At 56.6% G+C, this 14,719-nt stretch carries 7 protein-coding genes; 1 reads left to right on the top strand and 6 read right to left on the bottom strand.

Annotation, left to right across the window (positions count from 1 at the left end):
• Positions 1–168 precede the first annotated feature (168 nt).
• Complete coding sequence (locus tag ACP_RS04160; RefSeq protein ID WP_041839269.1) at positions 169–2,049, top strand: RICIN domain-containing protein; 1,881 nt, start codon at positions 169–171, stop codon at positions 2,047–2,049.
• Positions 2,050–2,100: 51 nt separating this feature from the next.
• Here ACP_RS04160 and ACP_RS04165 read toward each other — a convergent pair whose 3' ends face one another.
• From ACP_RS04165 to ACP_RS18025, 6 genes are all read right to left on the bottom strand, one after another.
• Entirely contained in the window at positions 2,101–4,737 is a 2,637-nt protein-coding gene (locus tag ACP_RS04165) for an ABC transporter permease (protein ID WP_015896038.1), read from the bottom strand.
• Positions 4,734–5,096 (bottom strand): PadR family transcriptional regulator, encoded by a 363-nt coding sequence (locus tag ACP_RS04170; protein WP_015896039.1) that lies wholly within the window; start codon positions 5,094–5,096, stop codon positions 4,734–4,736. Before ACP_RS04170 ends, ACP_RS04165 begins: the two co-directional genes overlap by 4 nt.
• A gap of 180 nt (positions 5,097–5,276) precedes the next feature.
• Positions 5,277–6,182: an RluA family pseudouridine synthase gene (locus tag ACP_RS04175; RefSeq protein ID WP_015896040.1), complete on the bottom strand. Its 906-nt coding sequence runs from the start codon at positions 6,180–6,182 to the stop codon at positions 5,277–5,279.
• 550 nt (positions 6,183–6,732) lie between these two features.
• Entirely contained in the window at positions 6,733–9,180 is a 2,448-nt protein-coding gene (locus ACP_RS04180; protein ID WP_015896042.1) for a glycoside hydrolase family 31 protein, read from the bottom strand.
• Between the two features lie 144 nt (positions 9,181–9,324).
• Positions 9,325–12,789: a TonB-dependent receptor gene (locus ACP_RS04185; protein WP_015896043.1), complete on the bottom strand. Its 3,465-nt coding sequence runs from the start codon at positions 12,787–12,789 to the stop codon at positions 9,325–9,327.
• 408 nt (positions 12,790–13,197) lie between these two features.
• Positions 13,198–14,550, bottom strand: a complete 1,353-nt coding sequence (locus tag ACP_RS18025) for a hypothetical protein (protein ID WP_015896044.1) — start codon at positions 14,548–14,550, stop codon at positions 13,198–13,200.
• Positions 14,551–14,719 lie beyond the last annotated feature (169 nt).

The raw sequence follows: 14,719 nt of genomic DNA on the forward strand, positions 1-14,719 counted from the left end.
ACTGCTTCCGGCAATTTCACTCGATCTCACAAAGAAAAATAGGTCTGAGTCCACTCCAACTCACGCCCCACACACCGGCCACTTTCATACAGAAAGGAATATTGCTCCCCCATGTCCAGAACCACTTCGCATTCATCTCAGCAAAGTACGCGCAGACACTTTCTGCACATGCAATTGCTTGGCTCGATTCTTCTCTGTAGCCTGTTCGTCGCCGTGCCCGTGAAGGCGCAAACAACAGCCAGCGTAAGCATCAATGCTTATTCTGAAATGGGCAGCGTTCCGTCGCAAGGGTACGGCGTGGACTCCTCCGTTTACGACGGCTACATGACAAACCCCGGGCTGGGAACAGCGCTCAAGACCGGCGGCTTCAACGCCATTCGCTACCCCGGCGGCTCATATGCTGACATCTTCAACTTTCTCAGCGGCACCGATCAGTCGCTGAATAACGGCGGCTACTTCGCTCCGGGAGACACCTTCAACAACTGGATTTCAGATCTCATTCAGCCCTCCGGCGCAAAGGGGGTCATCACCGTGAACTATGGCTCCAACCAGAACAATGATGGACCGGCGCCACCCAGTGAAGCTGCCTCCTGGGTACAGTACGCCAACATCACCAACAACTACGGCATTCTCTACTGGGAGATCGGCAACGAGATATACGGCAACGGCTACTACACCAGCGGCAACTGGGAATACGATCTGCACGACCTGGATCAGACCACAGCGGACCGCGTGGGCAACCCAGCGCTTTCCCCCACCGCATACGGCACCAACGCCGCCGCCTTCATCAAAGCAATGAAAGCCGTCGATCCCAACATCAAGTGCGGCGTGTTTGTGAGCACTTCCCCATGGGTTCCCGGCTGGGATCAGGACGTGCTGACCGCCGTCTCCAACGCGCTCCAGGGCACAGGCTACACGCTGGACTTCGTAATCCTTCACTGGTATCCGAGCGGAACAGACGCGCAGGTGCTCGCCTCGCCTCCGACCATCAACTCACAGGTAGCCCAGGTTCGCGCTGATATTCAGAAGTACTACACCCTCGGCAACGCAAATCAGTTGCAGCTTCTCGTAACCGAGACGGCTGCAAACTCCAACGGCGGACTCTTCCCTTACCTCTTCACCACCGACGAATTCCTTACATGGTTTGAACAAAGCGCTTCCAATGTCGAATATCAGGAACTGAACAGCGGCGTATTTGAAAACTCATCGACCAACACGCCGATCGGTCCCTGGTATGGCGTTCAATTCGACTCGATGATCGCGCGCCCCGGCGACCGCATGGTCGCGGCCAGCTCTTCCAACTCGCTACTGCACGTGCATGCGGTACGCCGCTCAGACGGCCAGATGGGCGTGGTGCTCATCAACGATGATCCCAGCAACAGCACCACCGTCTCTGTGAATGTCTCTGGTGAAACGCTGGCCTCCAGCGGCACCAAATACACATTCGGCAATTCCAACTTCTCACCCGGTTCAGAGACGCCGAACTCCGGCATCTCATCAAGTTCCACGAGCGGCGTCGGCAACAACTTCAGCATTACAGTGCCGGCGTATTCCACCGTGGCGCTCGTCATTCCGCAGACCTCGACCAACACAGCTAACCTGATCGCCAACGGCAACTATGTCATCACCAACTACCAGACCGGACTTGCGCTCGACGATTATGCCTTCAGCAAAACCGCAGGAAGCTCGCTCGACATGTGGCCCGTCACTGGTGGCAGCAACCAGAGCTGGACGGTGACCAACCTTGGAAATAACTACATCTATCTGACCAGCGCTTACAGCGGACTGGCGATGGATGTTTACCAGGGATCGAACAGCCCCGGCGCAAAAATCGATCAATGGCCGTGGTCTAACACCTCCAACCAGATATGGAGAGTGGTGAGCATGGGCAATGGCAATTATGAACTGCTGAGCCAACGCAGCGGTCTTGCGCTGGGCATTCCCGCGGCCGCCACCGGCAGCGGTTCCAGTTCCCTGCTCAACGGCACAGGACTGGACCAGGAAACCATCACCGGTGCGGCGGGTCAGCTCTGGACGTTCAATAATTAAGTCAACGTATTTACCCCGGCGCAATGCACTCTCATTGCGCCGGGTCACACTCTACTGATCGCGCAGCGTCTTCATCGGATCAATCGCCATGGCGCGTCGCGCCGGCGTCACACAACTCACGAGTGCCACGGTAAGAAACAAGATTCCAATGCTCACGAAGGTCAATGGATCGTCGGGCGTGAGTCCGAAAATCATATGAGCCATTGCGTGAGTAGCAAACAGCGAAACTACAGCCCCTGCCATCAACCCGGCGGCCACAGGCTTCATGCCCTGGCTCAGCACCACGCGCAGAATATTCTCGCGTGTCGCGCCCAATGCAATGCGAATGCCGATCTCGCGCGAACGCCGCGCCACCGCCAGCGCCACTGTGCCGTTAACACCCACAATCGTGATGAAGAGCGCCACCAGCGCGAAGAGACTCAGCAACGTAGCCGTTACGCGCGGAGTACCGAGCTGTGCCGCGCGCATCTGCTCAAGCGTGCGCACCTGTGTCACCGGCTGCTGCGGATCAATCTGGTGAATCATCGCCGCAATCGTGTTAGCCATCAACAACGGTGAGCTACGTGTCTTCACTAGCAGATGCGCGTTTTGTATCGGATTCTGATCGAGCGGAACGTACACCGTAGCCGACGGAGCCTTGTTCAGCCCGTACTCGCGAACATCGCCGACCACCCCCACCACCCTCCACCAATCATGCGACTGCCCCGGCTGGATGCGCTGCCCAATGGCATTCTGATGAGGCCAATACTCGTGCGCCATGCGCGCATTCACCAGCACCACGTGCGGAGCCTTCGGGCCATCGATTTCAAGAAAGCTCCGCCCGGCCAGCAGTCGAATTCCGAGCACGCGAAAATAATCCGGGCTCGCCGTTTCAAAATCCACAACAGGCGCGGGAACACCGGCTCGCACCGGCTGCCCCGCGACGTGAACCGGACCGTTGATGGGAGACATGTTGGAGTTCAGCGGAGCCATCCAACTGATCGAAGCGCTCTCCACGCCGGGCATCGCTTCGGCTCGATCCAGAATCTGGTGAAAGAACTCCAGTTGGGCCGTCTGCTTCTTGTACTTCGTCCAGTTCAGGTCCAGTTGCATCGAGAGCACATGCGCCGGCCGGAACCCAGGATCCACTGAAAGCAGGTTGTAGAAGCTCCGCATCATAAGTCCCGCCGCGATCAGCAGCACAAATGAAAGCGCCACCTGCAGCGCCACCAGCACATTGCGGGCGCGTGTGCTTCCCTCACCGCCCGCTGCCCGCTCTCCACCATCATTCACTGCCGTGAGCGGAGTGCGATAAGCAAGGACCGCGGGCAGAATGGCAAACAGCAGTCCGGCCACCAGCGAACTGCACACGCCAAACAGCAGCACACGAAAATCCGGATGAATGCCTCCCGCGAGTGGCGTCATTCTCGCCGCCCACGTCTCCAGCAGACGCGAACCTCCGGCCGCAATCCCAAGCCCGATGCCAGCGCCTGCCAGAGCCACCAGAAGGCTTTCGGTCAGCACCTGCCGAATTACATCCCAACGGCCAGCTCCTGTCGCCAGCCGAATCGCCGTCTCCCGCGAGCGCCGCATCTGCCGTGACAGCGCCAGGCTCGCAAGGTTCACGCAGGCCAGCAGCAGCACCAGTCCTGAAGCGCACAACAGCGCAAAAAATGTTGGGCTCGCGGCGTGCGTCAGCTCCTGCTTGACGGGCGTCGCATGCGTGGCAAAATCTCGCGCATCCCTATACGACTTTGGCCATGCTTTCACCATGCGCCCCGCAATCAAGCTCAGTTCGGCATCTGCCTCGCGCAGGCTTACTCCCGGCTTCAGCCGGCCATATGCGGTGACCATGCGCGCGTCGCGATCCCGTATCGTCATCGGGTCCATGCGGTATGGGCACGAAGAAACCGGCATGTACACATCATTGGCATCGGGATAATCCGGCAGCGGGGGCAAGACCCCGATCACTGTATGGACGCGATCATTCATGGCAAAGGTGCGGCCAATCACGCTGCGGTCGCCGCCAAATTGTTTCTGCCAGAAGACGTAGCTCAGCACCAGCACCGGCGCGGCACTCCGCGTCTCATCGGCGGACGTAAACAGCCGTCCCAGCACTGGCTTGACCCCAAGCACATCAAAAAACTGCGATGAAACCACGCCCGTCACCACGCGCTGTGGCGTCTTTGTGCCCAGCAGCGTGAAGAGCATGGAGTGATACTCCGCAAATTTTGTAAAGACATGCTGCTGGCTGCGATAGTCCAGATAATCCTGCACCGAGAGTCCGATGTCCTGTTGGCCTGAATGCTGCTCGGTCTGTACCACATGCACAATGCGCCCTTGCTGCGCATACGGCAGCGGTCGCAGCAACACGCCATCAATCACTGTGAAGATCGCCGTATTCGCGCCAATCCCGAGCCCAAGCGTGAGAATCGCAAGCACGGTGTAACCCGGATTGTGCAGCAGCGAGCGTAGCGCATAGCGCAGATCAGACATCAATCGCTGCAACGGCTCAATACTGTTCATCCGCCAGATTTCCTCACGCACCTTCTGCGGATTACCGAATCTAACGTACGCCCGCCGTCGAGCCTCCACCGGACTCATGCCGCGCGTCAGGTTCTCCTGCGTCTCGTGCTCGAGGAACGACTCCATCTCCTCCATCCGCTCCGCATCCCAATACCTGCGCCGAAACAGCTGCCTCCAACTCATTCGCCCGCTCCCTCTCTCATCACATCGCCCATCACCAGCGCAATGGCCTTCGACATCTGCCGCCAGCGGCTCACCTCGGCATGCAGTTGCTTGCGCCCCGCCGCAGTCAGCCGGTAGTAGCGCGCCCGGCGATTCGTCTCGCTCGGCCCCCAATAAGAGGCGACCCATCCGCGGTCCTCCAGCCGGTGCAGCGCCGGATACAGCGAGCCCTGCTCCACTTCCAGCACATCCTCTGACGACCGTTCAATCACCTTGGCAATCGTGTGCCCGTGCGCATCGCCATTCAGCAACGTGCGCAGCACCATCATGTCCAGTGTGCCGCGCAGCATGTCGTTGTTGGGTGATGGTCTCTTCGGCATCTGTCACTTTCTCCCCTCGAATCTCTATGGAAAGAGAGCATAGCACCCCTCGGGTTTCTAGGGAAACATCAAAATCCTCGTGCGGGAGTTGTTCATGGTGAGCAACCCAACCGGTGCTGGCTTCCATCACGAGTTCGCGCCGGCACACAGTAGGTCCGTCATGAGGCCAGCAACGGTCTCCTATTCCTGCCGCGCATACAGAGAGAACTCCGACGGCAAAGGGGCCTCCAGGCTGATTTGGCTTCCACTCGTAGGGTGCAGGAATGCAAGAAATTGCGCGTGGAGAAGATAGCCGCCATCGCCGGGCAGACCCGGATGATCGGCCAGAGGCAGCCCTCCGGGGCCATACAGGCCGTCCCCCACCAGCGGATGACCGACTGATGCCAGATGGATTCTGATCTGATGAGGGCGGCCTGAGTGGAGCGTGACTTCAAAAGTTGTGGTGGTTGTGCCGCGCGCAAGCACCTTTGCTGAAGACCACGATGGCTTCCCCGTGGAACTGGCAGCCCAGACGGAACCCAAGCGCGGATGAGGTACCCGGCCAATGGGCGTGTGGATCTCATACTCCTCGTGCTCGGCAACGTTTACAGCCACCGCCCGGTAGACCTTCTGTACCTTAGAGGTGTTCCAGATCGCCTCGAGAAGGGCGGCGCCCTGCGCCGTCTTGGAGAAAAGCACAATGCCAGAAGTAGCTCGCCCCAGCCGATGCACAGGGCTCGCATGCGGGGCATACCTGCGGACGAGACGCAGGAGAGTGTTTTCCAGAAAGCCGCTGCCCGGCAGAGTCGGCAGACCGCTGGGTTTATTCACCGCGATGAGTTCGTCATCCTCGAAGAGGACGTCAAAATGGAGCGGCGCATCCGGTTCCGTCCAAGGTGGACAGTTCCATACTAGAACCTGACCCGCCGCAACCGACTCACTTCCCTGAGCGGTAATGCCGTTGAGAGTGATCTCCCCATGGCTCAGTCTTTGTTGCCACACTTCGGCGGAGGAGTGCGGATAAAGGCTTGCCAGATGAAAGAGCAGCGTCTGCCCGTGGTGCTTGCTGCCAATCGTGGTGGTGAAGGCATAGCCATGGTTGCGCATTCAGCTTGAGTGTAAGCGATCGCAGGTCAGGGAAAACCTGTGGGCACACATCTAGCCACCGGACAAAGCGAAGAACCCTTGCCTGAACCTATCGCCGTGGACGGTCTGGGTAGTCGTTTTGCCACTCACGCACGTCATGTGTATGAAATTGCCATAGTGAATGACGCACCCGTATCGACAGTCTTAACGATCGGCCGTGGATGAATGGCCCTTTTGTTGTCATGGTCAATAGCAACATCATCCTCTCCATGACGGATGCCGACGACGTTCTGCTCCCTGATTCTTCCATGGTCCAGGACGGGGTGGCCTCTCGGAAGGCACTTTCCCCCTTAGTTCCACCGTCACAACCGTAGCGCAAACTGGAACGGCCCACAGGGCTGCTGGGCCGCTTCCATCTGAAGCATGACTCCGATTGACTGATGACTTATCTGATTTCTCTTCCGGCCCCTCTGGTATCTCAACTTCAGATTCTTATCACTCATAAAGGCATACCGGGCGGCGAACATCTCGCCGCCCGTATCGAAATCCCGGCTCGCGTCCTCATCCTTTATCAGTTGGTGGCATGAATCACCTTCACAAGCTCCTGGTCCGGCACTGACCAGGCTGCTGCTCCGGTATGCGTGAAGCGATGGGTTTCATTGTCCCAATGCAGCACCGTGAGTCGACCGTCCTTCTTATAGTCCTCGGTCTTACCATTGTCTTGATAGAGGGTGAAAGTTGCATCCGCGCCCGGATAGATACGAATCTGCTTCAGATTTTGATGCTGATTCATGTCCTCCACCTGATCGCCGATTGGCAGAATGGAGCCTGCCCGCACAAACAACGGAATCGTCTGAATGGGCGCATTGGCCACAATGGTCTGTCCGCCGTGATATTTCTTGTTCGTCCAATAGTCGTACCAGTCAGTTCCTGCAGGCAGATAGACCTTTCGGCTGGTCTGCCCTTGATGCGTAACCGGTGCGACCAGAAGATCCGGACCAAACATGAACTCATGGGTCAATGTATCGACTTTAGGATCATTCGGGAAATCCATGAAGAGAGCCCGCATATAAGGAGCGCCCGTCTGATAGGAGTGGTAAGCGAGCGAATAGATGTATGGAATCAACGCATAGCGCATCCTCAGATACTTTTCGAGGATTGGCGTCGCTTCATCTCCATAAGACCATGGAGTGTTGAAACGCCGCATTCCATGCGTGCGGAAGATCGGCATGAAGACGCCATACTCAAACCATCGAACATACAGTTCAGGATAGTCATCATCGCCTCCAACATTCGCTCGCGCTGTGGCCGGATCGATCAGAGGCTTGTGGACCGGATGGTGCACAGCAGGAAGCGCCCAGAAGCCGCCAACATCGTTTGTCCAATAAGGAAGACCGGAAGCCGTCACATCCAGCCCCGCAGGCACTTGCCGCTGCAACGTGTTCCAGGTGGGTGAAATGTCAGAGGACCAGAGGATGGTCGCATCGCGCTGCGAACCGATGTAGGCGGCGCGTGCCAGAATCATGGGCCGCTCATTTAGAGTCTTGCGCATGCCGTTGTACACGGCCGTATCTTCAAACAGAGGATAGACGTTGAAGTACTGCGTTCCGGGCCCGATGAAATAGTAACTGCCGTTGGGCGGAATATCGGGTTCAGTCTCGTCCGTCCAGATGGCATCGAAGCCCTTGCTCATGATGTGCTTGTCGATTGCCTGCCAGAACCATCTGGAGGCCGCGGGATTCGTCATGTCAAGATTCGATCCGGTCATGTTGCCCGGCAACCCATTGGTGGTGGTGGGCTTGCCGTCCGCGAGATGGTAAAACCATCCATTTTTGAGCAGCATGTCGTAATAACGCGAACCTGGCGCAAAGCGCGGCCACACGCTGATCAGCGTATGGAAGCCCATCTGATGCAGTTGCTGATTCATGGCAGCAGGATCGGGCCAGTCCTTGGAAATGAAATTGAATTGTCCCATCTTGCTGTAATAGAAGAAATCGACAACCAGGTAATCGCAGGGCAGATGGCGCTCCCGGTATTCCTTCGCAACGTTCAGAAGCTGCGCCTGCGTGCTGTAACGCTCCTTTGATTGCGTGAATCCATAAGCGCCTTTGGGCAGCATGGGAGCTGGGCCTGTGAGCAAACGGTAACCCTTATAGAGATCATCCGTAGTAGCTCCCGCAACTACAAAAAAAGAGACGCGCTGACCGACTTGAGATCTCCATTTCGTCTGCTCATTGAAGTAGGGCTCTACTGTGGTCTTGGAGGGGTTGTCCCACAGAACGGCGTAACCCTTATTTGTAACCAGGAACGGTACACAAAAACTCTCACCACCGGCCGCACCATAATCGCTCCAGCAATGCACATCCTGATCGCGATGATCGAGCCGGCCTTCCTGATTTTCTCCGAGGCCATAGTAATGTTCGCCCGGCTGCACCCCGAAGGTAGCCCCAACCGTATAGAAGGGAGGATCAGATGGCCGCCTGTCATGCAGTACTTCGGCATTGCCGGAGCCGCGGTCAGGCTTGTTCATCGACCAACTCAGCATCTTGAGGAGCGTCTTACCATCGGGCAATTGAAAATTGAGACGCACATTGGCATATGGCTTGCCGCCATTGCTCGAAAAAAACTCATTGATCGTCGTCTGCCCCAGGAGGTGGGGGCTCTGGTGAGTGGACGGCCCAGGAAGAGTGACGGACAACTGGGAAGAGCTGTATGTGCCGCCGTCCGCTGATGGAGTGAAATGCCACCCGGAACCATTAGGCTTAGCCAAGATGCCGTACCCCGCCGGAGCCAACGCATCGCTCTTGAGGCGGCTGATGCTGACACGCAGAATGTTAGGAGCATAGGGCTCGAGCATCAACGTCGTTCCGCCTCTGGTAATCACAATGCGATTCGGCTGTACGCTGGGGGCGTCTGTCTGGCCTGCTGCTTGCGAAGGTGGCTGCGCGAAAGCGCCCATCGCCAGCAACACACTTGTACAACAGGTCAGCGCTACAGTCCTCAAGTTCCTGAACTTCATTCTGTATCCTCATCTTAGGTTGAAACAGCAAGCGCACAACCGCGCCGGCTGGTGAATCGGCAGACGGAACAGTACATCCATCCTATCCGGCGCCGGGGAGTAAAAGCTGCGCCCCGGCACCGAAGATCGAGTCTCTGTCGCCACTTAGAAGCGCGCACGGAAGTGCAACTGAATGCTACGCGCGGGCAACTGATTGGTCGAGTGTCCAAAAAGTGAGCTGGACAAATCAGAAGTCACGCCGGTCAGGTTGGCCCGATTAAAGAGGTCAAATGCTTCGGCGCGGGCCTCAAGATGCAGCTTCTCACCAAAAAAGAACCGCGTGGTAAAGGTCTTGGCGAGGGTGAAATTGAAGTTGTTGTATCCGGGTTGATTATAGGTATTTCGTCCCAGATCACCCTCCTGTCCTAGCGAGGGCGTAGGAAATTGCGATGCAGAAAAGAGACCATGCAAGTACTTTTCACGCGATAGTCCCCTCAGGGTTCTTCCAAACGACGGCGCATTCGGAACGTCGTAATTGTAACCATCGGCGTTGTAGTCACCGCCAGTGTTGCCCACAACGTTTCCACTGGAGTCATACACCGGCGCAAACGGGGCACTCGTGTAGACCGTAAACGGCAGTCCGGATTGCAGCACCCACACGCCGCTCACCTCCCAGCCACCCAGAGTATTTCTTGCCAGTGCGCCTCTGAAATGATTCGGAATAGTCCAGGTGCCATCCGCGGTGAACTGATTCCGGATGTCGAAATCAGCGCGTCCACGCTGTGCTGGCAGATCTCCATTGAGAATGTCGTTGGTCGAAGTAGTGATGGAGCCGCTATCGAGAGATCCCGAGTTGCTGATCTCGTCCAACGTCTTGCCAAACGTGTAGATGCCCTGGAGTGAGAACCCGTTCGCGTAGCTCTTCTGCAGCACGACAGAGCCGTAGTTTCCAATCGAGTTCGCATTCGAGAATGCATAAGTGATGGAACCAAAGTAAGGATTGAGACGTTGTAGCTGGCCGCGGTTTTGTATGAGATCACCGGCAAAGCGATTGATATCAGAATTGAAGTTTGGCAGGTAGTGCGCTGCCGTACCGGAGTAATTGAATTCCATGATAAGGTTTGGACGCAGCTCCTGCTGAAGACTGAGCGTCCATGCTTCCACCTGTGTCATTTTGTAGTGAGGCGAATAGCCGCCCAGGCTGGCTCGCTGGCCCACAATGCCGCCATGCGAGTTAAATTGCACATTGCTGGTGTCGAGCACGGGGCAACTCTCGGTGAATCCCTGAGGCGCATTGCACAGTTGAAAGTCAGGCTGTGTCCCTTGATAGACACTGACAGACGGCGTGTAAATATTCGGCAAATTGCCCGCCGTGATATCCGTGATGTGGATATAAGGCGGCTGCCCGGAGAACATGCCCGCGCCGCCGCGCAATGACATTTTTCCGTTACCGGTCAGGTCGAGTGCAAATCCGACGCGAGGAGTCAGCCCCCACAGATTGTGATCCAATACATGCGGGCTCGGCTGAAGCCCGGTGCTCCCATTCGCAATTTGATCAAAATAGCTGCTGCCCGATCCGAAAGTAAAGTTCGTCAGGCGAGGGGAGTAGATGGAAAAGAAGTTCGACATCATATCGAATCGCACACCGAGATCGAGCGTCAGACGATTGGTCGCCTTCCAGTCATCCTGCACAAATGCACCGGTGTAAAGCGCCCTATAACGACGCGCATAAGGGGCCGACTCGTGCGTGAGCAAGTCTACCGGCGTGCCAGACTCGGTGGTTGCCTTGTCCTGAATAAAATCGATCAGGTTATTAAAGTTATAAGTCGGCCTGTCAAATGCTCCGCTTTGCTGGTCATTCTCGCGGATATTGAACTGGTCAAAGCCGGTCTTCAGCGTGTGGTTTTTGATGACTGCCGTCAGAACATCCCGCCATCCATAGGTGGATTGAGTAAAGTTGCCCGGCCCCCAATTTGCAAATCCATTCAACCCTGTGACGTTGACATAGGGAATGGCCATGGTGCTCACCGGCAAGTCTGACCCATAGGGACGAATCATGCTGGCGCCGGCCTCATTCAGCAGGTTAGGAGAAAACGTATGCGTCCAGTCGACATTGACGAAATCAGAGCTGTTGGCCTGGCTATCATTGAGAGCGGGTCGCGCGGATGTTCCTTCTGAGGTGTCATAGGTCCGCATCACTTCCGCGTAGAAGCGATCATGAGCTCCTTTGTAGTAATCGCCACGGATGCTCCATTGGTAGCCATTCTTTGGAACGGAGTAGCTGATGTTGGCGGTTCCCAATGCGGGCAGGTTGCCGGGAATCCCCACGGGCGGAGCATAGTAACCCGGGGTATTCGCCTCTACCTGCGAGACGGTCTCGATGCCGGTTGTGGGGAAATTCAGAGGCGGCGCGGCCGCGAGAATTTGCGCCGCAACGGTATTGCCCAGATTGCTCTTTACCCAATTGTCGAGATCCTGCGTCTCGACCGTAGTTTGATAGGCGCTGGTGTTGCTTGAACGCAGCACGTCGATGGCGCCGAAATAAAAGAGCTTGTTGCGAACCAGCGGGCCACCGACTGCAGCGCCAATCTCATTACGGGTAAACTGCGGCACCGTTGTCTGAAACTCGGTCCTCGCCTGCATGTCATTGTTCAGAAAGTAATAGTCCGCGACACCATGCATCCGGTTCGAACCGGACTTCGTGAAGACGTCCACGGTGGCTCCGCCGTTGCGCCCCTTGGCAGCAGAGAAATCGTTCGCCTGCACATTGATTGACTCTACGATTTCGGGATTAGGAGAGATCGATGTTCCGCCTCCGCGTGAGGGAGTGTTCGTGTACGCGCCATCAATCTGATAGCCGTTCTCTTCCTGACGCAGACCGGCAGCATTAATGTTGATGGCGTATTCATTGGTGTAGTTGTCGGCCGAATTGACGGCGCTTCCGGTCATACCGGGAGTCAGCGCCGCTAGTCCGTAGACGTTCTGCCCTGTGAGCGGAGTGGTGCGCACCGTCTGGCTTGAAATCACAGCCCCTGTGGTGGGCGACGTCAGATTGATTGCTGCCGCGGTGGCAGAGACCGTGACGTGCTGCGCCACGGTTCCGATCTGCAGCGAGGGACTGATCGTCCGGGTCTGCCCGACCTGCACCTGCAAGCCTTGTTGCTGCCAGGTTTGAAAACCGGTCCGCTGTACCTCGACGTCATAGGTGGAGGCCGCAATGCTGTCAAAGTGAAAGTAGCCGTTCTGGTCGGAGAGGGCTGTGCGGGTCACGCCGATTCGCGTATCGGTAATTGATACCTTTGCTCCCGGAACAGCAGCTCCTGTCGTATCCGTTACGGTCCCTTCAATGCCGCTCAAAAACTGCGCGCTCGCCGGCAACACGCCCACCAGAAGCATCAGAAGGAGGACGAATGTGACCGCCCAGATCGAGGTACCTGGCCGAAGGGTCGGTACAAACCCGGCAAGCCTATGTGGCTTATCGTATGATTCGCTGGCCAATCCGTCGCTCTTGAACGCCGAACTCTGCCCGCCCATCCGCGGATGGTGTGTGCCTTGAAGGAAAGCTGCAGGCCCCATACTTCCGGGCTGCGAACTCCAAAGATGCTCATTGCGCTGATCGATATTTCTCATTCCACCGTCTCCAGGTGAGGGATCCGAGTCTGTTCAGTCGGCCTTCGCCTTGGCTTGAGTTTTTTGCCAGCCGCTCTGGGTCCTCTGTCGCTTCACTCCAAACAGGTGGACTCAGATCGCTGACCACCCTCGTGGCCTGATGCAACGGCTCACAAGTAATACTCGGTATCTAACGGTAAGAAACAGGACATATATTACTGCAAATGAACAGCTTAGCTCTTGGCCGCCCTGGAGTAAAAATGCGTGCCTGCCGCTGGCCGGAAAAGGCAAAGCTCCACCTTACGGGGGGGGCGCCGATTCAATCGGAATATGGATGAGAACCCTGCAATCGGCTGCCGTGAGGCACAGAGATGACCTCGTACGGGAAGTAGAAAAACCGAAATCGGCCAGATCCGGAGAGCGCCAAAGCTACCAGGAATAGGAAGCAACGACATGCGCAGCGTCTGGCTCTGAATCCGTGATGTTGGTCTCAAGCACCAGTTGCAGATTGCGGGAGGGCCAGCCGCGGGGAAGATTTTTGAGCCCTGCCGCCAGGATGGATTCGTTTGTCACAAATTCCCCGGCGGCTTCAGTTCCCTGCCCGGAGAGTCCAGCCAGAATGACCGTATATTGCCCGGTGGAGGAGTTAACCAGGCGCGTGACTACAGCATAATCCTTTTGAGCACTGGATACGTTCTTCCAAAACCAACGTCTTCCATGCGGGCCAGCTTCGCTGATAAAGAGCTGGCTCCCCTCATCTTTTAGTGAGAAATGGAGTGGCGCCATCAATTTGATCGTCCAGCAATCATTAAAGGCTCCAATCAAAATCGAGGGAGAGTTGCTCAGATCGGCATAGGAAAAATTCCGGCCAATACGAACCTGATCCGGCTTGCCCAATCGGCCCATCAGCGACGATACCCTCACGGCGGAATCCACATCCCCTGTGGCCACCCCATAGTCGGAGTAGAGCACCATCTGGCTCCAAAGAAGCTTTCGATCAGGATTCAACGGGATTGGATCGTTCGCTCGTTGCACTTCCTTTGAGAAGGCTCCATGGTGGGTTCTCGCATATTCGTCATATACCGAAATGGCGGGCCGGTAAGTAACCTCTTTAGCCAGATAGATCATCAAGGGTTGAGGAGAACCCAGCACGGGCGCCCAGAATTCATTCAGAACAGTTCCCGCGGCAGAAGTGGAGCCCGGTGCAGCGGCCTGAGCGACCGGGGCATGCCGATCAAAGCTCATAAACGCCAGGAGCACAGCCAGCATGAGAACAGCCGCCAACAGGCTAAAGAAGGAAACTCTCCATGCGTTAAACGTCCGAGTTAGCTTTTTCGTTTCCGACGGAGCGGAGAAAACCACTGAGCTAGCCTCAGGTGGCGAGAGCTGCAGCGAATGCCGATGGAACTCAGGCGAGTACGACCCTACCGGAAGTTCAATCCGGACAGAGGTTTTCTCTGGTGCCTCCTGATAATACTGTTCCAAACGCCGTCGAACTTCACCGGCCTGCACCCGAACGACGGGGTCGTCTCCGGTGGCGTAATTCGCCGTGCGACGAAAGATCGCCACCCCGATGGACCGCTCCTTCAGATTCTCGATTCGGCCATTCAGTTTCTCGGTGACGACATATCTAAGAAACTGTTTTCCTCGGGTGCAATGCCGGAACTGCCGGCTCTCCAGAATCCTTTCGAGTTCCTCGAGCACAAGAGGGCCACACTCCTCTGGAGCCTCTTTCTGGAACGCTTTGACCGGATGATCCAGGATTTCCCGATAAGTGCTCATGGCCACTTCTCCAGCGGCAACATCTTACCAAGCCACTCTCAGAAAAATCTCGGTTCAGGAAAACATTTTCCCAGGGAATTTCCTATGCGACACTGGCTACCAGCAGACGACGCATAGGTGCCGCTTGCGGCAAACCCAGGGGGCTTATTGTTTTGACCCGTTTTTTCCG

Source organism: Acidobacterium capsulatum ATCC 51196, from assembly GCF_000022565.1.
In the GTDB taxonomy this organism is placed as follows: domain Bacteria; phylum Acidobacteriota; class Terriglobia; order Terriglobales; family Acidobacteriaceae; genus Acidobacterium; species Acidobacterium capsulatum.